Origin of the sequence: Paraburkholderia sp. BR14320 (genome assembly GCF_040948665.1) — a bacterium.
GTDB lineage: Bacteria > Pseudomonadota > Gammaproteobacteria > Burkholderiales > Burkholderiaceae > Paraburkholderia > Paraburkholderia youngii.
Genome location: NZ_JBFPKG010000012.1, coordinates 29,783 through 53,416 on the forward strand (window position 1 = coordinate 29,783; position 23,634 = coordinate 53,416).

The window sequence follows — 23,634 nt, forward strand, 5'->3', positions numbered from 1 at the left end:
GCCGTCACCATGAACCTGACGCTAGTCGATGCCGTTTCAGCGCTGCCGCGCGGCGACGCACGAGGCCTTCGCTTTGTCTCTTCGCACGGCGACGAGCACTACTATCCGTACGACGCGCTCGAGCGCGAGGCACGCAAGCGTGCGCAAAAGCTCGTCGCACTGGGCCTGAACAAGGGCGACCGTATCGCGCTCGTGATCCTCGACCCGGAAGCGTTCATCCTGAGCTTTCTCGGCGCGTCGTTCGCCGGTCTGGTGCCGGTTCCGATCTTTCCGCGCGGAAGCCTGAACTTCAGAACCCGCGAACGTTACGCCGAAACCGTCAGTCACATCGTGCGCTCGGCAGGCGCGCGGATGCTGCTGACGTCGAACTCGACACGCGAGACCATCGAGGACGTGCTGGCCGCCGACACCGGCCTCGAACGCATCGTGACCGTCGAAGCGCTGCTCGAGAGCGAGCCGCCCGCGTGCGATTTGCCCACGCCGCATCCCGATGATCTGTGCTTTCTGCAATACACGTCGGGCAGCACGTCGCTGCCGAAAGGCGTGATGGTCACGCATCGCAATCTGATCGCGAATGCGACAGCGTTCCTCGGACCGCGCGGCATCGATCTGCACGAGCAGGACGTCTATGTGAGCTGGCTGCCGCTGCACCACGACATGGGACTCATCAGCGTGCTCGGCGCGCTGATCTGCGACTTGCCGAGCGTGCTGCTCTCAACCGAAGCATTCGTGCGCCGGCCCGGCCTGTGGATGGAGGCGATCACGAAGTACCGCGGCACGATCAGCTTCGCGCCGAACTTCGCGTATGCGCTCGCCGCGCGCCGCACCCGCGACCAGGACCTCGAAGGCCTGGACCTGAGTCGGCTGCGCGTGGCCGGCTGCGGCGCCGAGCCGATCAATGCGCAAGCGCTACGCCAGTTCTCCGCGCGCTTCGAGCCGGCCGGTTTTCGCGCTGAAGCGCTGCTGCCGTGCTACGGGATGGCCGAAGCAACGCTCGCGATCACGTTTCACGACCACGGCCAGCCGATCGTCACCGACGTCGTCTATGCGGCCCCGCTGGGGCTCGGTCGGGCGATACCGGCCGCGCGTGATACCGGCTTGCGCACGATCGAACTGGTCGGCTGCGGCCATTGCTTTCCCGGACATGAGCTTCGGATCGTCGATGAATCCGGGCGTGCGTTGCCCGAACGCTGTGTCGGCGAGATCGTCACGCGCGGGCCCAGCATCACCGTGGGCTACTACGGGCTGGCCGAAGCGAGCGCCGACGCGTACCGCGACGGCTGGCTGCAGACCGGCGATCTCGGCTACGTCGCCGGCGATCAGCTCTATATCTGCGGCCGCAGCAAGGACCTGATCGTGATTCACGGCTCGAACCTCTATCCGCAGGACATCGAATGGGCGGTGGCCGAGCTGCCGAGCGTGCAAAGCCGCGGCGTCATCGCGTTCAGCGTGATGCGCGACGGCGACGAGACGCTGGTCGTCTGCGCCGAGGGCAAGCCCGCCGAGGCCACGGCGCTGCGCCGGGCGATCGCGCAGAAGGTCGCCGAATGCGCGGGCCTGCAGGTCGGTCACGTCGCCATCGTGCAGGCGGGCAGCTTGCCGCGGACTTCGAGCGGCAAGGTGCAGCGCCGCCGGACCAAGGCCCAGTTCGAAGCCGGCGAGCTGGAGGAACACTCGTGAGCATGCGCTGGCGCGAGATCATGCTGACGGTGTCGGGCACACTCGCCCTCGCCGCCTGTCACGCGAAAGAAGCCGAGGTGACGCTGCCGCGCCCGGTCATCGCGGTGGTCGTGCATCGGGACAGCAAGCCCGTGCTCGCGACGCTGCCGGGCGAAGTCAACGCACGCTATGCGACGCCGCTGTCGTTTCGCATCGCCGGCAAGCTGGTCGAGCGGAAGGTGCGGCTCGGCGATACGGTCACGGCCGGTCAGGTGCTCGCGCGGCTCGATGCCGACGACGCGCAGCGCAGCCTCGCGAGCGCGCAGGCCCAATTGATGGCGGCGCAGCATCGGCTCACCTTCGCCGAGCAGCAACTCGATCGCGACCGGGCGCAGGCGCAGGAACAGCTGATCTCGACGGCGCAGCTCGAACAGACCCAGGATGCGTATGTGGCGGCCGCCGCGCAGCGCGATCAGGCGGTACAGCAGTTCGCGCTGCTGAAGAATCAGACGCAATACACGGTCCTCACCGCGGATCATGCCGGCGTCGTCACCGCCGAAGACGCCGATACCGGGCAGAACGTCGCCGCGGGACAGCCGGTCTACCACCTCGCGTGGTCCGGCGAGGTCGATATCCTCTGCGACGTGCCCGAGAGCCTGCTGAACGCGCTCGCGGTCGGCAGCGCGGCCAGCGTGTCGCTGCCGGCCGTCACGGACCGACGCTTCACCGCGCACGTCCGGGAGCTGTCGCCGGCAGCAGACCCCGGCAGCCGCACCTATCGCGCGAAGCTGACGCTCGATGCGCCAGGCCCCGAGGTCCGCCTCGGCATGACGGCCACCATCACCTTCGCCGACGCGTCCGGCGAGGCGCAAGCGGACGACCCGATCACGCTGCCCGCCAGCGCGCTCTTTCACGACGGCAGCGCGCCGGCCGTCTGGGTCGTGCGCCCCGGCGACGAGGCGCTGGAACTGCGCCGGGTCCAGGTGGGCCGCTATGACGACCGCACGATCTCGGTCGCGCGAGGCCTCACCGACGGCGAGCGCGTCGTGCTGCAAGGCGTGCATACCGTCAGCGCCGGCGAAACCGTGCGCGCGGTCGCGCCGTTGCATCCCGAGGACTTCGCATCATGAGAGCGCTGTTCGGCCAGGGCCCCGACGGAGCGGGCGGACCGGGTGAACCGGGCGGACCGCGACGCCCAGCACCGGACGATTCCGGCCGCTTCAATCTGTCCGCGTGGGCGATCCGTAACCAGGCGCTCGTCTTCTTCGCCGTCGTGCTCGCGACGCTGTTCGGCGTGCTCGCCTATTCCCGGCTCGGCCAATCCGAGGACCCGCCGTTCACGTTCCGCGCGATGGTGATCCGCACCTTCTGGCCCGGCGCGACCGCGCGCCAGGTCGAGGAGCAGGTGACCGACCGGATCGGCCGCAAGCTGCAGGAGACGCCGCATCTCGACTATCTGCGCAGCTACTCGCGTCCCGGCGAATCGCTGATCGTCTTCACGATGAAAGACTCCGCGCCGGTGCGCGAGGTGCGCGACACGTGGTACGAGGTGCGCAAGAAAATCGGCGACATCGCGGATACGCTGCCGCCCGGCGTGCGAGGACCGTACTTCGACGACGAATTCGGCGACGTCTACACGAACATCTATACGCTCGCCGGCGACGGCTTCTCGCCGGCCCAGTTGCACGACTATGCGGACGAACTGCGCGGCGTGCTGCTGCGTGTGCCGGGTGTCGCGAAAGTCGATTATTTCGGCGACCCCGACGAGCACATCACGATCGAGATTCCCAACGCGCAATTGACGCGCCTCAGCATCACGCCGCAACAGCTCGCGCGTGCGATCAACGCGCAAAACGCGGTTACGCCGAGCGGCACGCTCACAACCGCGTTCGACCGCGTGTTCGTGCGTCCGAGCGGCCAGTTCACCGACCTGAAGGCGATGAGCGACACGCTGATCGACATCAATCACCGCCTGGTCCGTCTCGGCGACATTGCGACGATCAAGCGCGGCTACGACGATCCGCCGGTCTCGCAGGTTCGCACCAACGGCCGCCCGGTGCTCGCCATCGGCATCACGATGCAGACTGGCGGCGATGTGATTCAGCTCGGCAAGCTGCTCGACGCGAAGACGGCCGAATTGCGCGCGCGTCTGCCCGCGGGGCTCGAACTCGTCCAGGTGTCGAGCATGCCGCACGCGGTCTCGCATTCGGTCAACGGCTTTCTGCGCGCCGCCGCCGAAGCGATCGTGATCGTGCTGGCCGTGAGCCTCATCTCACTGGGCTGGCGCGCCGGCGTGGTGGTGGCGATCTCGATCCCGGTCGTGCTCGCGGTCACTGCGCTATGCATGAACGGGTTCGACATCGGCCTGCACAAGATCTCGCTCGGCACGCTGGTCCTCGCACTGGGGCTGCTCGTCGACGATGCGATCATCGCGGTCGAGATGATGGCCGTGAAGCTCGAACAGGGTTGGGGCCGCGCGAGGGCCGCGGCGTTCGCCTACAGCAGCACCGCGTTTCCGATGCTGACGGGAACCCTGGTCACGGTGGCGGGATTCCTGCCGATCGCGCTGGCGAAATCGGCCACCGGCGAATACACGCGCTCGATCTTTCAGGTGTCCGCGATTGCGCTGGTTGCTTCGTGGTTCGCGGCGGTCGTGCTGATTCCGTTGCTCGGCTATCACCTGCTGCCCGAACGCAAGGACAGCGCGCGCGAGACGCCGCCCCGGCGCGCGCTTCGCAAGCTGCGCCGGCGCGACGACGCGCAGACGCGCCGCGCCCCGCTGGCGGCGCCGCGCGCCACCCGCTTTCATGACCGCTTGCGCGACTGCATCGCGTGGTGCGTGAAGCGCCGCCTCGTCGTGATTGGCGTCACGGCTGCGCTGTTCGTCGTCGCGCTGGCCGGCTTCGCGCTCGTGCCGCAACAGTTCTTCCCGAGCTCCGAGCGGCCCGAACTGCTCGTCGACCTGCGGCTGCCCGAAGGCGCGTCGTTCGAAGCGACGCTGCGCGAAGCCGCGCGCCTCGAAAAGACGCTAGCGGGCCGGCCCGAGATCGATCATCTGGTCGATTTCGTCGGCACGGGCGCGCCGCGCTTCTATCTGCCGCTCGACGTCCAGATGCCTCAGCCGAACTTCGCGCAGCTCGTGATCACCGCCAGGTCCGTCGACGAGCGCGCGAAGCTCGAACGCTGGCTCGCGAGCACGCTGCAAAACAGCTTTCCCGCCGTGCGTGCGCGCGTTTCGCCGCTTCAGACGGGCCCCTCGGTCGGCTATCCGGTGCAGTTTCGCGTCAGCGGAAACGACCTCGCCACCGTGCGGGAAATCGCGGAAAAAGTCGCGGCGACGATGAAGGCCGATGCCCGCACGACGGGCGTGCATTTCGACTGGGACGAACCCGGCGAACGCTCGGTGCGCTTCGAGATCGACCAGCAGAGGGCGCGCGAGCTCGGTGTCACGTCGGAAGACGTGGCGAGCTTCCTCGCGATGACGCTGTCGGGCTATACGTTCACGCAGTACCGGGTGCGCGACCGGTTGATCAGCGTCGAGCTGCGCGCGCCGCAGCGTGAGCGGGTCGATCCCGCCGAGATCGTGAACCTCGCGATGCCGACGCCGAACGGCCCGGTTCCGCTCGGCACGCTCGCGCATCTGCACAACGAGCTCGAATACGGGGTGATCTGGGACCGCGACCGTCAACCGACGATCACGGTCCAGGCCGACGTGCGCGGCAACGCGCTGGACCTCGACGTGACCCAGGCGATCGATCGGACGCTTGCGCCGCTACGCGCGTCGTTGCCGATCGGCTACCGGATCGAGACCGGCGGCGCGGGCGAGATCAGCGGCAAGGCGCAGGCGTCGGTGATCGCGCAGTTGCCGCTGATGCTCGTCGTGGTGCTCACGCTGCTGATGATTCAACTGCGCAGCTTCGCGCGCGTGCTGATGGTCGTGCTCACCGCGCCGCTCGGGCTGATTGGCGTGGTCGCCGCACTGCTGCTGTTCGGCAAGCCGTTCGGCTTCGTCGCGATGCTCGGCGTCATTGCGATGTCCGGAATCATCATGCGCAACTCGGTGATTCTCGTCGATCAGATCGAACGCAATATCGCCGCGGGCCAGGGGCGCTTCGACGCGATCGTGGGCGCCACGGTCCGGCGCTTCCGCCCGATCATGCTGACCGCCGCGGCCGCCGTGCTCGCGCTGATCCCGCTGCTGCAATCGGCCTTCTTCGGGCCGATGGCGACCGCACTGATGGGCGGCATCACGGGCGCGACCGTGCTGACGCTGTTCTTCGTTCCCGCGCTCTACGCGACCGCGTTCAAGGTGCGGCACTTCGAACGCGTTGTGCGAACCGCGTCTCCGACGATCGAATACACGTGGAGCTGATCGTGCGCACAGACTGCAACTCCGTCGACGGGCCGGCGAGCGCGCCGCATTTCACTGGCGCGCCGCGCCGAGCGCGGGCCGTAGCGAGCCATGGCTGGCGCGCGGCGTTCGGCGCGGCCGCTGCGATCGCGCTTGGCGCATGCTCGTTCGGTCCGAGCGGCGAGCCGCCGGCGATGCCCTCGCCCGCCCATTACAGCGTCGAGCCGCAGCCCGCGCAAACGGTCGAGGCGCTCGGTGTCGCGCAGCGCTTCACCTCCGGCGCGCAGCCGGTGCCGCAATGGTGGCGCCTGTTCGGATCGACGGCGTTGAATGATCTCGTCGAAGAAGGCCTGCGCAACAGCCCGACGCTCGCCGCCGCCGACAAGCACCTGGCCGCCGCGCACGAACAACTGCGCGCGCAGATCGGCGCCACGCTGCTGCCGTCGGTCGACCTGGTCGCGCAGGCCTCGCGCGGACGCGATCTCGGCATTCCGGTTCCTGGCGCGCCGAATACGCTGCTTTACAACGAGTTCATCGGCGTAGTCCAGGCGCAATACACGTTCGACCTGTTCGGCGCGGTGCGCAAGGCCAACGCGGCGCGCTCCGCGCGGGTCGACATCGACGCGTATCAACGCGAAGCCGCGCGCCGCGCGCTGGCCACCAACATCGTCACGGCGACGATCGAGGCGGCGATGCTGCGCGCCGAAATCGATGCGACCGAGCGCCTGATCGTGCTGGCTGGCGATCAGGCTCACGATACCGAACGGCATTACCAACTCGGGTCGCTGACGCGCGGCGACGTGTCCACTGCGCGGCAAAGCATCGCCGCGCTCCAGGTCAGCGTGGCCGATCTGCGGCAACGGTTGACCGTGACCCGACACGCGCTTGCGGTGCTGCTCGGCCGCACGCCCGACGCGGCGCCGCCCGAGCCCGATCTGGCGAGCCTGCATTTGCCGCGGGACCTGCCCGTCGTGCTGCCATCGGACCTGTTGCGCTCACGGCCCGATATCGCGGCCGCCGAGGCGGCGCTGAAAGCCGCCGCGGCCGATGTCGGCGTCGCCACCGCCCAGCTCTTTCCGAGCCTGACGCTGAACGCCTCGATGGGACAAGGCGGGTTCAGTTGGCCGCTCGCGCTGTCGGGCGCCGGCGCGATCTGGAGCATCGCCGCGACGATGTCGCAAGCGCTGTTTCATGGCGGCGCGCTCGTCGCGCAGCGGCGCGCGGCCATCGACACCTACGAGGCCGCCGTGTTCGAGTACAAGCAGACCGTGCTGGCCGCGTTCGAAAACGTCGCGGACACGCTTGCGTCGCTCGAACACGACGCGCAGGCGCTCGAAGCGGCGAGCGGCGCTGCCCGCGACGCACGCGAGACGTTCGACGATGCCACCTCACGTCACCGGCTCGGCGCGCTGCCCGCTGCATCCGCTCGCGGCGGCGAGCAGCAGTACGAAGCAGCGAGGCTGGAAGAAATCCGCCTGGTCGGCCGGCGCCTGGCCGATACGGCGACGCTGTTTCAGGCGATGGGCGAGTTGCCGCCGGGCAACACCCAGACACCCGAGCATCTGGCCGGCAAGTGATCCGCGCGCCGCTCCCGACGGCGCGCGCTTGCGTTCAAGCCTGCGGGTTGCCGCGGAACGCCGACAAGATAAGTCAGACCGAGCGGCGAGCCCTGCACCGGCAGCGTGCCGATGTCCCACTCGAAGCTCTGCTGATCGGGGATACTCGCGACCATCTCACGCATTTCGTCGGGGTTGTAGATGCGCAGCATCGACACGATGCCGTCGAACAGACACAGCAGCGGGATCGCCGGCAGCACATAGGTGAGCGCTAGCCGCGACCAGCGAAACGGTCGGATCAGCGGAGTCAGCGCGAGCATCATCAGCGGCATCACCAGGATGAACACGATACCGAGCAGCCGGTGATCCGCACCCTCGACGACGACGATCGCGCGGCGTTTCGTCACAGCGTCGGCGAGGATCGCGCGCGCATCGTCCGGCCGAAAATGGTGGAACGAGTTGAACATCGTGCGCACGCCGTCGAATCTCGATGGCACGTTCATCGCGTCCACCGGTTCGCTCACATAGGTGACACAGTTGGTCGCCCCGGCCGAGATCCGCTCGTATGCCGCGCGATTGGGATAGAAGTCCGTCAACTGCACCATCACGCGGCCGGACAGCGCGAGCAACGGTGCAAGCGTCTGCCACGGCCCGCCGCCGCCCGAGCACAGATCGACGATCCGGTCGCTGCCGACCCGGCGCATCGCCGCGCGCAGCTTGCCCGCGATCACGTTGAAGCCCTTGTGGGAATTGGCCAGAAAATGCAGCCAATCCGTCCCGCCGTCACGGAGGGCGCGTGGGCACCAGGGCTGGTCTTCGATTTCGAGCAGATGCAGGCGTCGCATGATCACGCGGGCAACCGGGGTAACTGAAAACCACGCCGCTCGGTCAGTCCTGGCGGGCGGCAACTTACTACCGATGTTAAACGAGCAAACGCGCGGCCTTCTTCAACGGCATGAGTCGACTATACGCTGAGCCGCCCCGCGCGGGCGACGCTCGCGGTTCACATCCCGCATAATGACGACGGATTAGGACTTACCCGCATCAGCCGCCGGACGGCGGCCGGGAGATGAACGATGCAAAACGACAGACCGCCGCCGCGGCGGGTGACATATGAGAAAGGGATCCGGATCGGTGGCTCGGGCTGGTTCGGACGGTTGCTGACCGTCGCCTTGAGCGCGCTCCTGTTCGTGGTGGCCGCGATGCTGTCGATCGTGCTGTTCGCCGTGCTGTTCGCGGTCGGCACGGTCGTGGTCGGCTATCTGTGGTGGAAGATGCGCAAGTTGCGCCGGCAGGCGGCCGCGTATGGCGACGACGGCCGCACCGTCGACATGGAGGTCGTTCACAGGGACACGCCCGACGACGATGGCCGCACCATCGACATGGAGGTGGTCCACAAGGAGCCGCCCCGCGACGATTCCGCGCCACGCTGACGATCGGCTCCGCGCGTGTCTCAAGCCGCAAGGGCCGCTTCGACCGCGCTCACGTAGTTGCGAAAGCCGGCCTGCTGTAGCGCCTCGAGTAGCCGCAGCAGTTCATGCCGTGCGGCGTCGGTGAGCGGCGCCTGAAGCACGAACGCCAGCGCACGGCCACGCGCCGCGAATAGCTCGGACCACGGCAACGGTTCGCGCTGCGTGTAGGCCTCGAGTGCGTCCACGTAGTGCAGCGTGCCGGCAGGATCGCCCGCCTCCAGCATCGCTTCGATGGCGTCGCGGTAAAACCACAGGTGATTGTGGCCGACCGCGCCAAGGCGCAACAGCGCCTCGCCTTCAGCCAGTAGCCGCGTCCGCTCGTCCTTGTCGTCAACCGCGCGGCTCAGTGCGCTCAAGGTCTTTGGCCCGGAAAACTGACTGCCCACTTCGCGTGAGATGGCCAGTGCTTCGCGCAGCGCCATTACCGCTTCACTGCGGCATCCCTGGTCCAGTAACAGGCGCCCCTGCATCTCCAGGTTCTGCGCTTCGAAGCGGCGCGCACCCAGTTGCCGGATCACGCGCAGCTCCTGCGCCAGATGCTTGCTGGCCGCCTGCACGTCGCCCAATTCCTGGCACGCGAATACCCCCAGCGTCTCCCCCAGCAGTTGCGCGCGAGGCTGCCCGATCAGCTCGGCGGTGTGGGCGGCGGCAATGGCGTCCTCGCGTGCCGGACCCGCGTCGTTCAGATAGATGCGGCTGAAGCCCTGCATCGACAGATTAGCGACCTCGATGCGGCCGAAGCCGTGTTCACGGCTCATCGCCACGCATTCGCTGAAATGATGGAACGCGGTCCGCATACGTCCCTGCGCATACGCCGCATCCGCCAGGCCGCCGAGCGCGCGAGCCTCTGCCTCGGGCAGATCGAGGCGGCGCGCATAGGCGAGACCGCGCTCGTGTTCGGCGCAGCAGGCGTCGATCTTGCCGAGCGGAAACAGAATGTTGCCGCGCAAATAATGCAGGCTTGCCAGCTCGGCCAGCCGGTTGTGCCGCTCCGCGATCCGTTGCGCTTGCGCGAGCAGGCCGAGTGCTTCGTCGAGACCCTCGCTGACCCGCAGACCTTCCGCGAGGCCGAGCTGGCAGTCGCATCGGGCGGTGTCGTCGGTGGCGGCGGCGAGTGCGGTGCGGTACGTCGCGATCGATCCCGCAATGTCGCCCAGGTCGCGCTGAAGCTCGCCCTTGCAGCAGCTCAGTGCATGGCGGTCCGCGTCCGACTGCGCGATCTCGATGCCCCGCTCGGCCAGCCGCAGCGCGGCTTCGAAACGATGAGCGGCGCGCTCGGCCACCGCCGCGCCCAGGTAGGCGTGCGGCGCATGCGGGTCTTCGGCGCGGTCCAGATGCTGGGCGTGCAACGTGGCATCGCTGTGGGCGAACCATTCGGCCGCGCGCAGATGAAGCTCGCGGCGGCGCGCGCGCAACAACGTCGAGTAAGCGCTTTCCTGGATCAACGCGTGCGCGAACAGGAAGTCCTCGCCTTCCGGCAGCACCAGTGCATTGACGAGCAGGCCGGCGCAGACATAGCCGGGATCGTCGACCAGTTCCCGCAGCAGCGCCAGGCCGAAACGCTGGCCGATCACCGCGGCCGCCTGGAACGCCAGGCGGTCGCGGGGCGCGAGCCGGTCCATCCGCGCGAGCACCAGACTGCGGATCGACGCGGGCACGTTGCTGCCGCTGCCTTCTTCAGCGTTGCGCAGCAGTTGTTCGAGAAACAGCGGATTGCCGCCCGCGCGCTCGATGCAGGCGAGCGCGACGCGCTGCGTCGCATCGATGAAATTGCCCGCCAGGCTCAGCGCCTCGTCCTTGCGCAGCGGTCCGAGATCGATCGTGGCGAACGGCGTGTCGCGGCAACGTGCGCGCCAGCCTGCATCGATCGGATCGCCTTCCACGCGCGAAGTCGTCACCAGCAGGCCCGTGCCGTTGGCAATGCCGGACGCGAACGCCGACAGGTAGCCGACGACTTCGGCGTCGGCCCAATGCAGGTCTTCGACGACGATGAGCGTCGCCGCGTGCGCGCAAGCGTCCTCGGTCAGCATCGTGGCGAGCGCCTGCTTGCCGCGCTTGCGCGCGCCGTGGTCCATGGCCTCGTAGATGGTTTGCCATTCGGCGCTCGGCGGAAGGTCGAGGAAGTCGTGCAGAAACACGATCTGCTCGGCCTTGACGATGCCTTGCGCCGCGACCTGCGCGGCAGCGGCCTGCCGCGCCTCGCTCGATGCACCGGCCGGCAAACCGAGCAGGCTGCCGACGATGGTTCGCACCGGGTCCTGGCCCTTGCCGACGCCGAAATCGAGCACGAGGCTTCGATGCAGCGTGAAACCCTGGGCCTGCGCATGGCGGCGCATCTCGTCGACGAGCCGCGTCTTGCCGATCCCGGCTTCGCCTCGCACATGCACGACGTGCCCCGCGCGCTTTGCCATGCACGCATGCAGGATGCCGTGGAACTGTTCGAGCTCGGCTTCGCGTCCGACGAAATGGCTGTGGCTCGTCCTGACCGGCTCGCTGCCGAGCGCGACGAGGCGCCATGGCCGCACCGGCGTGTCGATGCCCTTGAAGCGGCGCTCGCCGATCGCTTCGCAACTGGCGACGTCGCCGAGCGTGCGCGCTGCGTCGTCGGATAGCCACGTTTCGCCCGCTGGCGCGGCAGCCACCAGCCGGGCGGCGAGGTTGACCGGATCGCCATGCACGGTGTAGTCCTGCGCGTCGGCTCGGCCCAGCGCGCCTGCGATGACCTCGCCGCTCGCAATGCCGATGTGCGCCTGCAATGCCCGCCCGGTCTGCGTGGCGAGCCGCGCCACGCCGTCGTGAATGTCGAGTGCGGCACGCGCGGCGCGCAGCGTGTCCGTCTCGTGCGAGCGGGGTGCGCCGAACAACGCCATCACCGCGTCGCCGATGTGCTTGTCGATCGTGCCGCCATAGGCGAGCACGATCCCGTCGACCAGCGCCGTGTAGCGTCCGATCAGCGCGCGCAAGTCTTCGGGATCGAGCGAGCGCGACAGCATCGTGTATCCGCACAGATCGGCGAACAGAATCGTGACCTGCCTGCGCTCGTCCGCGGGCACTTCGTTGTCGGCGGCAGACTGAGGCGATAGCGGCGCCGCTATCGTTGGCGATGCCGTCGCCGCGGCCAGAATCCGCTTGCGGTGGCCGAGCGACTGTACGCCAAGCTCTTTCAGGTCCGCGTCGGTCAGCTGCCCGAGCAGCGACATGTCGATGTCGTTTGCCGCGAACGCGTGGACGTACTGCTCGAGCCCGAGGCCCCGCAGCCATTTCTCGATATCCATGTTCGTCGCCCTGCCTCCGATGCGTGGCCCCGCGGGCAAAAGCTCTGATGAATAGCGCGCGTGCCGGCCGCCGGCGTGAACGGCCCTGAGGTGCATTGCACTCGCGTGGAGTGCGCCAGCTACGAGGCCGATGAATAATCAGTGTAGGTGTCCGATCAGCACGCTGCATCGCGTTTGACAGCCGTTCGAGCCGCGCAGGATACTGGCTGGCGCGCCTCGCGGCGCCCTCGCATTCGATCGGGAATCCACGTGAAGCCGGGCAAGACCGTTTCCGTCTCCGACGTCCCGCTGCGCTCGCGTTTGGCGGGCCTGCCAGGCGACGTGGCGGCGGGCGCCGTTTCGACGCTCGTCATGCTGTGCTATGCGATGAGCCTCGGCACGATGATCTTTAGCGCCGATCTTGCGCGCTACGCGATGCTAGGCGTGCCTACCGCGCTCGTGAGCTGCGTCGTCACGGCGCTGGTGATCGCACTAACGAGTTCGATGCGCATCAACATCGGCGGGCCCGACAGCAATGCGGCGGCCTTTCTCGCGGGCGTGGCGGCGGGTGTGGCCAGCAGCGTGCGCGCGGACGGCGGCTCACCGCAGACGCAGATCCTCACGGTGCTGATCGCCATCGCGCTTTGTTCGGTGATGACGGGCATCGTGCTCTATGCGATCGGCTCGTCCAGGCGCAGCCGCTCGCTGCAGTTCCTGCCCTATCCGGTGCTCGGCGGGTTCCTCGCCGGCACGGGCTACCTGCTGCTCGCCGGGGCGTTCCGCGTGCTGACGGGCCAGCCGCTGGAGTGGCACACGCTCGCGTTGCTCGCGCACCTTCACTGGATCACATGGATTCCGGCGCTCGTCGTCGGCGTGCTCGCCACGGTGCTGATGCGCACGTGGCAGCACATTGCCGCGCTGCCGCTCACACTGGCCTTCGGTGTCGTGCTTTTCTACGTTCTGCTACAGGTTGCCGGAATTTCGATCGATGACGCGCGCGGCATGGGTCTGCTGCTGCCGCGCGTCAAGCTGCAACTTGCCGGGCTGCCGGAGTTGCACCTGGCCGCGAGGCTCGGACAGGGCGCCATCGACTGGTCGGCGGTCGGCGCGCATCTTCCCGAAAGCCTGGTGGTGACATCGGTGTCGGCAGTGACGATCCTGATGAATTCGACGGCGATCGGCACCGCTACCGGAGAGGACGTCGACCTCAATCGCGAGATGCGCGCCGCCGGCCTCGCCAATCTCGCGAGCGGACTGCTGGGCGGCATGGTCGGCTACCAGTCGTTCAATCGCTCGATGCTCAATGCGCGGGCGGGCGCGACGAGCCGGGTAGCGGGCGTGTTCGCGTCGCTTGCGTGCGTGGTCGTGCTCGCCACCTCGCCCGACATCGTGGCGCTGTTTCCGGTGCCAGTGCTGGTCGGTCTTCAACTGTTCATGGGGCTGCGTCTGCTCGTGCATTGGCTCGCGGGCGCCTGGACCAGGCTCGACTGGTATGAGTATCTGCTCGTGCCCGTGATTCTCGGCACCATCGCGGCGTATGGCGTGATCGTCGGCGTGGTAGTGGGCGTCGTTGCGGCGTGTGTGATGTTCACGCTGCTCTACGGCCGGGTCGGCTGCATACGCATGGAGTTCGACCTGTGCGCGCGGTCCTCGAATGTGGAGCGCAGCATCGAAGACACCCAGGCGCTGCGTGCAATCGGCGCCCAGGTATGCGGAATGTGCCTGCAAGGGTTCCTCTTTTTCGGCACGGCCAATTCGATTCTGCAGCGCCTGCGGGAACGCTTCGGTGGAAGCAACCAGATGCCGATCCGCTTCGTCGTGCTCGACTTTGCGGCGACCCATGGCATGGATGCGTCCGTATCAATCAGCTTCGTCAAGCTGAGGCAATTCTGCGCGGCAAAAAACGCGGACCTCGTATTGACCGCGCTGCCGCCGCGCTCACGCGATCTGCTCGAGAAGACCGGCACGCTCAATCTGAAGATCCATCAATTCGATACGCTCGATGCGGGTCTCGAGTGGATCGAAGACAAGCTGCTAGCGTCGAACTCGCTCGCGCTCGCGCATGGCGGCGATCTGCGGGCGATGCTCGAGCCGCATTTCACGGCCAGCGCGTTGAACGGCTTGATCGCGTGTCTGGAGGAGCGTGATCTGCTTTCGGGCCAGGCACTGTTTCGTCATCGCGAGCCGGGCGATGCGCTGTATTTCATCGCGCAAGGACGTGTCGCGATCTCGCTGCCCCTCGCCGATGGCCGTTCCGCGCGTCTGCGCTCGTTCGGCCCTGGCACGGTCGTGGGGGAAATGGCGGTGTACACGCAGCAGCAGCGCAGCGCGGACGTGATTGCCGAGGCGCCGACGCGCGTGTACCGACTGTCGATCTCCCGGCTGCTCGAACTCGAACAGCACGATCCGGCAACCGCGCAACAGTTGCACCGGTTTCTCGTGAAGACGATTGCGTTGCGCCTTGCCGTTGCCGATGAGGCGCTTCGCGCGGCTTTGTAACTGATGGATGCAGAACCGGCGCATCGCGCGCGATCGTCAGTTGTAGCCGAGGATCGCCGCCGTCGCGACATCCGTGCGGTCGATCGGGTTGCCAGCAAGCAGTACAGTTGGCTCTTTCAACAACAAACGGTATGACGGCACGTAGGTTTCGCTCATCCCATCCGCGTCGCGCGGCTGACCTTCCTGCGGCTTGCTGTTTTCGGGGTAATTCATCGTTGTCTCCTTCTGGATGGCCGGAGTTCCCGTCACGGATGCTTTCAAAGCAGCAATGACCCATGCGTCCGTTGCGACGAAAACTCGCAGCCTGATATACATCATTTAGCAAATTCAATGCCACGGCGGCATCCGTCCGCAACGAAAGCAAGCGATGGCGGTACCGACGGTCGACGATGTGAATGTCTTCCGGCACGCACGTCCAACATATCACACTGTGAGATATATTTTTCCATAAACACACCGTTATTGCATGGGCAAGTCTTCGACTGCCTGGCTCGCCTTTACCGCATCAACATTCGCATGGTACAAACATCGTGTTTGGCAGTTCGGGCTGGCTAATGTAAGCAGGCACACCATCCGGGCAGCGCTGGATCATTCTTCGGCGCCGTGTCTGCAGAGGAAACCGATGCAAGGACGCTGATGAACGATCCTGCTCACTTCCTTCCCTCATTCGTTTGGCGTGCCGATCGCGACGGCGTCATTCGCTATGCCAACCCGTGGACATCACGGTATCTCGGCATTCCCGCTCTTGAACTGGTCGGGATGCACTGGAAGGCCTTCGTTCATCCCGACGACATCGATCATGTGCTCGACGCAGTGCGGCAGATGCGGGACGGCACGCTGCTCGGCAATGTCGAAGTGCGTCTGCTGCGCGCGGACGGCGAGTATCGCTGGCACGTGTTGCATCTTCAAGCCGAGCGCGACGCGAGTGGCCGCATCGGCGAGACGGTGGGCGTCGCGACCGATATCCACGAAGCCCGTCACGCGTGGGCCATGTACGAGGCGAGCGAGCGACGCCTGAAGGCTGCCTTCCACGGCGCTCGCATGGGTGCGTGGGAATGGGACATGAAGAACCGCGTGGTGCGAATGACCTCGCAACTCGCGGATCTGTACGGCTTTCCGCCCGGCACCGATGCGCTTGCGCTATCCGATCTGGAGAATCAGATCGAGCCCGAGTATCGGGCGCTATTCCAGCGCAAGCTCGATGACGCCCTGCAACACGGCGGTCCCTTCGAATTCGATTTCGTGCTGCATGGTGGCTCGGCTTCGCCACGCTGGCTGCGCATGCGCGGCCATGCGGAATTCGACGAGCACGGCACGCTCGCGCACGTGTACGGCGTCACCTTCGATATCAGCAAGCAGCGGGCAGCCGAAGAACAGCTCAGTCTCAGCGAGCGGCGTTATCGGGTGCTGGTCGAATCGACGGGCGCGCTCGTGTGGTCGGCCGAGCCGAACGGCGACATCCGGCCCGCAGACGAGCACTGGAGCCGGTTCACGGGCGACGACGTGGTCCGTCTGGCGGACTGGGGCTGGCTCGACTACGTTCATCCGGACGACCGCGAGGCGGCCCGGCAGGTGTGGGTCGATGTGCTGCAGCGACGCGCACCCGCATCGACCATGTTCCGCATGCGGCGTCACGACGGCCAGTACAGGATGATGCACGCCCAGGCGGCGCCCCTGTTCGACAGCCACGGCAAACTACAGGAGTGGTTCGGCACCTCGACCGATGTGACGCCTCAGTATGAAGCGCAACTGGCGATCGAGGCGCGCAACCTGCGTCTGTCGGTGGCGATGCAGGCGGCGCGGCTGAACATCGTCTGCTTCGACCTGGCCTCGCGCACGCTATCGTTCGAAGAGGGCCTCGCACCGCGGATAGACCATGTGCTCAGCTACGACGAGGCGCTGCGCAACGTGCACCCCGACGACCGCGCGATGCTCGAACAATATGTCTGCCGACTGGCCGAAGGCCACGACCCGGTCGCGAACTTCGAATTCCGTTTGCAGAACGCGCACGGCGAACAATGGATGCACGGCAGCGCGATGCTCCAGCGAAGCGCGGACGGCAAGCCGTTGCGCATCATCGCCAGCGTGATCGACATCACCCAGCGCAAGCAGCTCGAACTGATGCTGCGCGAAACCGATCGCCGCAAGGACGAGTTTCTCGCGATGCTCGCGCACGAGTTGCGCAATCCGCTCGCGCCACTGCGCACGGCCATCGCATTGCTCGACAAGCAGCCCGGCACGGTGTCGCGCCCACATGAGCTGATCGACCTGATGCGCCGGCAGGTCGAGCACATGACGCGAATCGTCGACGACCTGCTCGAAGTGTCGCGCATCACGCAAGGACGCATCGTGCTGCAACTCGAGCCCGTTCTGGTCGGCACGGCCGTCTATCACGCTGTGGAGGCGATCGCGGCGATGGCCGAAGCTCGTCATCAGCAGTTGCATGTCAGTGTTTGCGATCCGACCACGTGGGTATCCGGCGACATCACGCGGATTTCGCAGATCTTCGTCAATATCCTGAACAACGCGAGCAAGTACACGCCGGAGAACGGACATATCACGGTGAACGTAGCGGCCGACGACGAATGGGTTTCCATCGTCACGCAAGATACCGGCACAGGCATTTCGGCCGAGCTTCTGCCGAAGGTGTTCGAGCTCTTTTCGCAAGGCGAACGCACGCTCGATCGCTCGGATGGCGGCCTCGGCATCGGTCTGTCGCTCGTCAAGAAGCTCGTCGAAATGCACAACGGCACGATCGCCGTGCATAGCGACGGCCCCAATCTCGGCACCACGGTGACGGTCCGACTGCCGCGTCTGCACCACCATGAGCGCCATTCGGCGGTCGCGCTGTCGGAGCCCGCGCCGGGGCACGCGCGAACCGCGTTGCGCGTGCTGGTCGTCGATGACAATCGCGACGCCGCCGATTCACTCTCGATGCTGTGCGAATCCGAAGGGCATGTTGCCCGCGTCGCGTATTCGTCAGCCGAGGCGCTGGAAGCCGCCCCGTTATTCGCGCCGGACGTGGCGTTGCTCGATATCGGCTTGCCGGATATCGACGGATACGCACTGGCGAGACAGCTTCGCCGCAAAGGCGATGCGAAGCCGTTGCTGATCGCGATCACGGGTTACGGACAGACGGACGACAGGCTGCGCGCGCAATCGGCGGGCTTCGACTATCACTTCGTCAAACCCGTCAATATCGACAGCCTGCTGAAGCTGCTTTCGTCGCTGATGCAGGGGCGATAGAGCGGCTATCCGTCGCTTGCGATGCCGCACCGCCGCCAACCGGTCACCACGTGCCGCTAAACGCCTGCTGTACCTTGAGCGGGTCGGTCACGCCGTTGGCCACCAGCAACTGCGTCAGCAAGCGCGCCTTCTGCGGATTCAGATCGAGCGATGCGACGAAGCCGCGCTTGTCATCATCCACCTCGACGTTCCGGTTCACGAATCCCGACACGAGGCGGGTCGAACGAACCACCACGATGCCTTTTGCGGCGGCGCGGTCGAGCGCCGCGAGGGCTTCCTTCGACATGTCACCATCGCCTTCGCCGGCTACCACGATGCCCTTCGCACCATCGGCAATCGCATGCTCGATCTGGCGGCCATCCATGTTGCTATGCGCATAGACGATATCGACGCGCGGCAATTGCCCGTTCGCGGGCAGGCTCAGCGCGGTGCGCGCCGATTGCACCGCCGGCATCACGAAGCGCACGCTGGCCGGATCGACGTAACCGATCGCGCCCGCGTTCGGCGACGCGAACGCCTGTACCGCCGTCGTATTCGTCTTGGTGATCCAGCGCGGCGCGTGAATCTGATCGTTCATCACGACCATCACGCCCCGGCCGCGCGACTGCGGGCTCGCCGCCACTTCGACGGCTTCGTACAGATTGTTGGGACCGTCGGCGCTCGTGGAACCGCCCGGGCGCATCGAGCCGACCAGTACCACCGGCTTGTCGGAGTGCAGCACGTTGTTCAGGAAGAACGCGGTTTCCTCGATCGTATCGGTCCCGTGCGTGATCACGACGGCGTCGGCCTCGTTGCGCTCGAAGGCCTCGTCGATCCGCCGCGCAAGCTGCAACCAGATCTTGTCGTTCATGTCCTGCGAGCCGACGTTCGAGACCTGCTCCGCGTTGATGCTCGCGAGCTTCTCGATGCCCGGCACGCCGCGCACCAGTTCCTGCCCCTTCACGTTGCCCGAGTTGTAGCCGATCGCCGAGCGCGGATCGGCGGTACCGGAAATCGTGCCGCCGGTGGCCAGCAGCAGAACGCGCGGCATTGCGGTGACGGCGCTTGCCTGTTGCGATGACGCGTCGGCCGCCTGCGCGCCGGTACCCGCGGCAAGTGCGGCGATCAGCAGTGCCGCCGAACCGCACAACCGCATTGCTTTTCGATTGATCTTGATGCTCATGTTTCGTCTCCACATCGTTTGAAAGAGCCGCGTGCGTATGCACGCGACCTGTGTCCAGCAAAACCTTCGTCGCTCATTGCGCTGGGGACATTTTTCTCGGTTGCGTCAGCATCGCTGGTTGAAGGATCTGGTCGAGCTGCGCCTGGCTCAGCAGCCCTTTGTCGATCACGATCTGCGCGACGCTCTTGCCCGAGGCCAGCGCTTCCTTCGCGACTTCGGTCGAGTGCGTGTAGCCGATATACGGGTTCAGCGCGGTCACGATGCCGATCGAGTTCTCGACGATCGCGCGCAGACGCTCGCGATTCGCGCTAATGCCGTCGACGCATTTCGACGCGAGCGTCAGGCACCCCGCGCGCAAATGGGCGACGCTCTTGAACAGGCTGTGCGCGATGATCGGCTCGAACGCGTTGAGCTGGAGCTGCCCTGCTTCGGCGGCAAAGCTCACTGTCAGATCGTTGCCGATGACTTCGAACGCGATCTGGTTGACGACCTCCGGAATCACCGGATTCACCTTGCCCGGCATGATGCTCGAGCCCGCCTGCACCGGCGGCAGGTTGATTTCGCCGAGGCCCGCGCGCGGGCCGCTCGAAAGCAGGCGAAGATCGTTGCAGGTCTTCGACAGTTTGACGGCGACGCGCTTCAGTACGCCGGAAAGCTGCACGAAGGAGCCGACATCCTGCGTCGCTTCGACCAGATTCGGCGACGTGGTCAATGCGATACCGGTTATTTCGCTCAGGTGCCTGCATGCAAGCTGCGCGTATTCCGGATGCGTGTTGATGCCGGTGCCGATCGCCGTCGCGCCGAGATTGATTTCGCAGATCAGTTGAGCGGCCTCCTTCAGCCGCTCTTCATCTTCGCCGAGCATCACCGCGAAAGTGCTGAACTCCTGGCCGAGCGTCATCGGTACGGCGTCCTGAAGCTGCGTGCGGCCCATCTTCAGGTCGTTGCCGAATTCCACCGCCTTGCGTTCGAACGACGCGCGCAACACGCCCATCGCATCGACGAGTTGCATGATTCCGGCGTACGTGGCGATCTTCAGCGCGGTCGGGTAAACGTCGTTGGTGCTCTGGCCGAGATTCACATCCTCGTTCGGATGGAGAATCGCGTATTCGCCGCGCTGTCGCCCGAGATGTTCGAGCGCGAGATTGGCGATCACCTCGTTCGCGTTCATGTTGGTCGAGGTGCCCGCGCCGCCCTGAATCACATCGACGACGAAATGCTCGTGCGCGGTGCCTGAACGCACTTGCCGGCATGCATGCACGATGGCCTGCATCTTCACTGCGCTCAACAGGCCGAGATCGTGATTCGCGAGCGCCGCGGCTTCTTTCACGCTCGCCAGTGCGTTGACGAGGTTCGGATACACGGAGATCGGAAGGCCGGTGATCGGAAAGTTCTGCAACGCGCGCAGCGTATGAACGCCGTAATACGCGGTCGCGGGCACGGCGAGATCGCCGAGAAGGTCGTGTTCGATACGTTCGGTCGGTGCAAGCATGAGGTCCTCTCAGGTTCTGAAAACGACAGGCGAGCGGGGTCATCCGGCACACGTCGTGTGCAGGTCCGTCGCGTTGAATGGGTGATGCGGTTGGGTTATCGGGGCGGCGCGGTCGCGCAGGCGACGCACTGCTTCGCGAGCACATCGGTCGGATCGACGACGCTCACGCGCGCGCCGTTCGCGCCGATCACATAGGGATCGCGCAGCAGCAGCGGCAGTTCCGTGCAGCCGAGAACGATTACTTCGACGCCTTCGGCGATGAGCCCATCGATCGCCGCGGCGAGGTCTTGCTGGCACTGCCCGGCGGTGAATCCGGCCTTCACGCCTTGCTTGCCGTAAATCGCGTCCATCACGCGCGCCTGCAGCGCGGGTGACGGCACGACCTGCCGCAAACCCTGCGATTCGAGCGCCTTCTGATAGACACCGCTCGCGAGCGTGCCGGATGTCGCAAGCACACCGACCGAGCGCAGCGCGGGAAACGACTCGCGCAGATAACGCACCGTCACCGTCAGCATATTGACGATCGGCACGCCGAGATAAGGCTGAATCCGCTCGACGAAGGCATGCGCGGTATTGCACGGGATCGCGATCAGATCCGCGCCGCCCGTTTCGAGCTTCTTGCAGGTCGCGTACAGCGAGATGGTCGGATCGGGTCCGTCGCCGATCAGGTTCTCCGTGCGATCCGGGATCTGCGGGTTCTGCTCGACGAGCAGCTTGATGTGGTCCTGATCGCGCTGCGCGGGCGTCGCGCGCACGATCTTGTGAATGAAATCGACCGTGGCCGCGGGACCCACGCCGCCCACCACGCCGACCTTGAAGATCGTCTCCGGCGTGTGGTACTGGCCGGACACGACGTATTGCGCGTAAGCCAGGTTCGAATCGACGAGCGGCACACGCAACGCACCCAGTTCGTCCGCGACCAGCGCGATCTCGGTGAGCCCCGGCACGATCACATTGGCGCCCTGCGCGATCAGATCTTCGCAAGCCGCGCGCAGCAACTCGACCGGACGGCCACGCAGATTGCCGCTCTTCACGCCATCCTCGCCATAGACCGCTTCGGTGACGAAATCCGTTCCGTCGCTGATACGCGGATGGATCACTTCGAATTCGGGCGCCGCGAAGTACTTCTCGAACAGACGCTTGCGCCGCGTATAGGCCGACGCGAGTACGCCCACGCGGCGTACCGCGGGAAATCTTCTGCGCACGTGGCTGCGCACCGCCTCGACCATATCGACGATTTGCAGCGGCGAATTGGCTTTCAGTTCGTCGATGAACGTGTGGCTCAGGAAGCACGGCAGCACGACTGTCGTCACGCCGCGCTTCTCGAAACTGCTGATCAGATCGAAGATGTACAGCTTGCGCTGCGTCAATGTCTCGCTGTCGGCATCGGCGCTGCGAAACGGCTGCTGCTCGAAAATCGCATCGAAGTGCTCGGCGTCGCGCGTGGCCGGCGTCGATTTGATCAGTTTGAAGAACACGTCCGCACTCGCGAGCGGGCCGAGCCCGCCCACCACGCCGAACTTGCGCGCGCTCGTGGCAGCGGTTGCATCGATGCCGCTCATTTCGTCTCGCCTTCTAGCTGACCGAACGAAGCCGTCGCGATCGCCGCGCGGCGCTCCTGGCGCGCCACGCGCTTGCCTTCCCACTTCGCGATGGCCGCCGTCGCGATGCTGTTGCCGATCACGTTGGTCGCCGTGCGCCCCATATCGAGAATCTGGTCGATCGCGAGCACCAGCACGACGCCCGATGGCGGCAGATGAAACATCGGCGCCACCGCCGCGACGACGACCACCGAGCCGCGCGCGACGCCCGCCATCCCCTTGCTGCTCACCATCAGCACCAGCAGCATCACGATCTGCGTGCTGATCGGCATGTCGATGCCGAACGCCTGCGCGATGAAGATCGCGGCGAACGCCTGATACATCATCGAGCCGTCGAGATTGAACGCATAGCCGAGCGGCAACGTGAAGCCGACCACTTTCTTGTCGACGCCGAATTCCTCCAGCTTCTCCGTCAGGCGCGGATACGCCGCCTCGCTGCTCGCGGTGGAGAACGCCAGCATCGCGGGTTCGCGGATCGCTTTGAGCAAGGCCCAGATCGGCTTGCCGAGAAACGCGTAGCCGGCAAGAATCAGCGCCGCCCACAGCAGCGCGAGCCCTGTATAGAAGCTCGCGACGAGCTTGCCGTAAGTGGTCAGCATGTCGAGGCCATGCACCGTGATCGCCGAGGCCAGCGCGCCGAATACGCCGAGAGGCGCGAGACGCATTACGTAATCGGTTAGCTTCAGCATGGTGGGCACGAGCGCTTCGACGCCTGCGATCAGCGGCGCGACGCGCGGGTCCGACTTGATCACGCTGAGCACGATGCCGAACAGCACCGAGAAGACGAGGATCTGCAGGATATCGTTGCGCGCCATCGCATCGATGATGCTGGTGGGGAACGCGTGCGTGACGAAGTCCTTGAAGTTCAGGCTCGACGTATTGAGGCCGGTGGCCACGTCAGCGCTCGTCTGGGCCATGTGCAAACCCGCGCCCGGTTGCAGCAGATTCGCCAGCACGAGGCCGAGCGCGAGCGAGAACAGCGACGCGCACAGGAACCACGCGATCGAGCGCAGGCCGATGCGGCGCACGTCGCTGGTGCCTTCCATGCCGGCGAGACCCGACACGAGCGTGGCGAACACGAGCGGCGCGATGATCATCTTCACGAGCCGCAGGAAGATGTCGGTGATGATCGAAAAGTAGCCGGCGATCTCCTTCGCGTGCGCGGCATCGGCCGCCGTGCGATGGCAGACATAGCCGACGGCCACGCCGAGCAGCATGCCGGCGAGGATGTAGAGGGTGAGCCGATTCTTCATGTGTCTCCGTCCTGGGATGGCGCACGAACGGTCGGCATCGACCGGCGCGCGCTCGGGAATGGCCGGCACATCGCATGTCGATGTACCGC

14 protein-coding genes are annotated in these 23,634 nt (G+C 66.0%); 7 read left to right on the top strand and 7 right to left on the bottom strand.

What is annotated here, in order from left to right; genetic code table 11:
- Positions 1-9: 9 nt before the first annotated feature.
- From AB3X89_RS14135 to AB3X89_RS14150, 4 genes are read left to right on the top strand one after another with little or no spacing between them, the layout of a single operon-like run.
- Positions 10-1,680: a fatty acyl-AMP ligase gene (locus AB3X89_RS14135; RefSeq protein ID WP_368583840.1), complete on the top strand. Its 1,671-nt coding sequence runs from the start codon at positions 10-12 to the stop codon at positions 1,678-1,680.
- 2 nt (positions 1,681-1,682) lie between these two features.
- Positions 1,683-2,789 carry an efflux RND transporter periplasmic adaptor subunit gene (locus tag AB3X89_RS14140; protein ID WP_368583950.1) on the top strand — a complete coding sequence of 369 codons (1,107 nt, stop codon included), beginning with the start codon at positions 1,683-1,685 and terminating at the stop codon, positions 2,787-2,789.
- Positions 2,786-6,031, top strand: coding sequence for an efflux RND transporter permease subunit (locus tag AB3X89_RS14145; RefSeq protein ID WP_368583841.1), 3,246 nt, complete (start codon positions 2,786-2,788; stop codon positions 6,029-6,031). Before AB3X89_RS14140 ends, AB3X89_RS14145 begins: the two co-directional genes overlap by 4 nt.
- A 2-nt stretch (positions 6,032-6,033) precedes the next feature.
- Positions 6,034-7,587, top strand: coding sequence for an efflux transporter outer membrane subunit (locus tag AB3X89_RS14150; RefSeq protein ID WP_368583842.1), 1,554 nt, complete (start codon positions 6,034-6,036; stop codon positions 7,585-7,587).
- Here the strand turns inward: AB3X89_RS14150 and AB3X89_RS14155 are convergent.
- Positions 7,524-8,411: a class I SAM-dependent methyltransferase gene (locus tag AB3X89_RS14155; protein ID WP_368583843.1), complete on the bottom strand. Its 888-nt coding sequence runs from the start codon at positions 8,409-8,411 to the stop codon at positions 7,524-7,526. The two genes, AB3X89_RS14150 and AB3X89_RS14155, sit on opposite strands and share 64 nt — an antisense overlap.
- Positions 8,412-8,642: 231 nt before the next feature.
- Here AB3X89_RS14155 and AB3X89_RS14160 point away from each other — a divergent pair, with 231 nt between their 5' ends.
- Entirely contained in the window at positions 8,643-8,999 is a 357-nt protein-coding gene (locus AB3X89_RS14160; protein WP_368583844.1) for a hypothetical protein, read from the top strand.
- Between the two features lie 20 nt (positions 9,000-9,019).
- Here the strand turns inward: AB3X89_RS14160 and AB3X89_RS14165 are convergent, their stop codons facing one another.
- Positions 9,020-12,313: an adenylate/guanylate cyclase domain-containing protein gene (locus tag AB3X89_RS14165; protein WP_368583845.1), complete on the bottom strand. Its 3,294-nt coding sequence runs from the start codon at positions 12,311-12,313 to the stop codon at positions 9,020-9,022.
- Between the two features lie 249 nt (positions 12,314-12,562).
- On the opposite strand from AB3X89_RS14165, the gene AB3X89_RS14170 reads away from it, so the two are divergent.
- Positions 12,563-14,791: a SulP family inorganic anion transporter gene (locus AB3X89_RS14170; RefSeq protein WP_368583846.1), complete on the top strand. Its 2,229-nt coding sequence runs from the start codon at positions 12,563-12,565 to the stop codon at positions 14,789-14,791.
- Between the two features lie 36 nt (positions 14,792-14,827).
- Here the strand turns inward: AB3X89_RS14170 and AB3X89_RS14175 are convergent, their stop codons facing one another.
- On the bottom strand, positions 14,828-15,109 hold the full coding sequence (locus AB3X89_RS14175) for a hypothetical protein (RefSeq protein WP_368583953.1): 282 nt from the start codon (positions 15,107-15,109) through the stop codon (positions 14,828-14,830).
- 318 nt (positions 15,110-15,427) lie between these two features.
- On the opposite strand from AB3X89_RS14175, the gene AB3X89_RS14180 reads away from it, so the two are divergent.
- Positions 15,428-18,037, top strand: coding sequence for a PAS domain-containing protein (locus AB3X89_RS14180; RefSeq protein ID WP_368583847.1), 2,610 nt, complete (start codon positions 15,428-15,430; stop codon positions 18,035-18,037).
- Between the two features lie 43 nt (positions 18,038-18,080).
- On the opposite strand, the gene AB3X89_RS14185 is transcribed toward AB3X89_RS14180, so the two are convergent.
- The 4 genes from AB3X89_RS14185 to AB3X89_RS14200 all read right to left on the bottom strand — a co-directional run bounded on the left by AB3X89_RS14185 (position 18,081) and on the right by AB3X89_RS14200 (position 23,545).
- Positions 18,081-19,199 carry an asparaginase gene (locus AB3X89_RS14185; RefSeq protein WP_368583848.1) on the bottom strand — a complete coding sequence of 373 codons (1,119 nt, stop codon included), beginning with the start codon at positions 19,197-19,199 and terminating at the stop codon, positions 18,081-18,083.
- Between the two features lie 73 nt (positions 19,200-19,272).
- The gene (gene aspA, locus AB3X89_RS14190) at positions 19,273-20,691 is read right to left on the bottom strand and encodes an aspartate ammonia-lyase (RefSeq protein WP_368583849.1); all 1,419 of its coding nucleotides are present in this window, start codon (positions 20,689-20,691) and stop codon (positions 19,273-19,275) included.
- A gap of 95 nt (positions 20,692-20,786) precedes the next feature.
- Positions 20,787-22,253 carry an aspartate/glutamate racemase family protein gene (locus tag AB3X89_RS14195; RefSeq protein WP_368583850.1) on the bottom strand — a complete coding sequence of 489 codons (1,467 nt, stop codon included), beginning with the start codon at positions 22,251-22,253 and terminating at the stop codon, positions 20,787-20,789.
- Positions 22,250-23,545: a dicarboxylate/amino acid:cation symporter gene (locus AB3X89_RS14200; RefSeq protein ID WP_368583851.1), complete on the bottom strand. Its 1,296-nt coding sequence runs from the start codon at positions 23,543-23,545 to the stop codon at positions 22,250-22,252. Before AB3X89_RS14200 ends, AB3X89_RS14195 begins: the two co-directional genes overlap by 4 nt.
- Between the last annotated feature and the right edge of the window lie 89 nt (positions 23,546-23,634).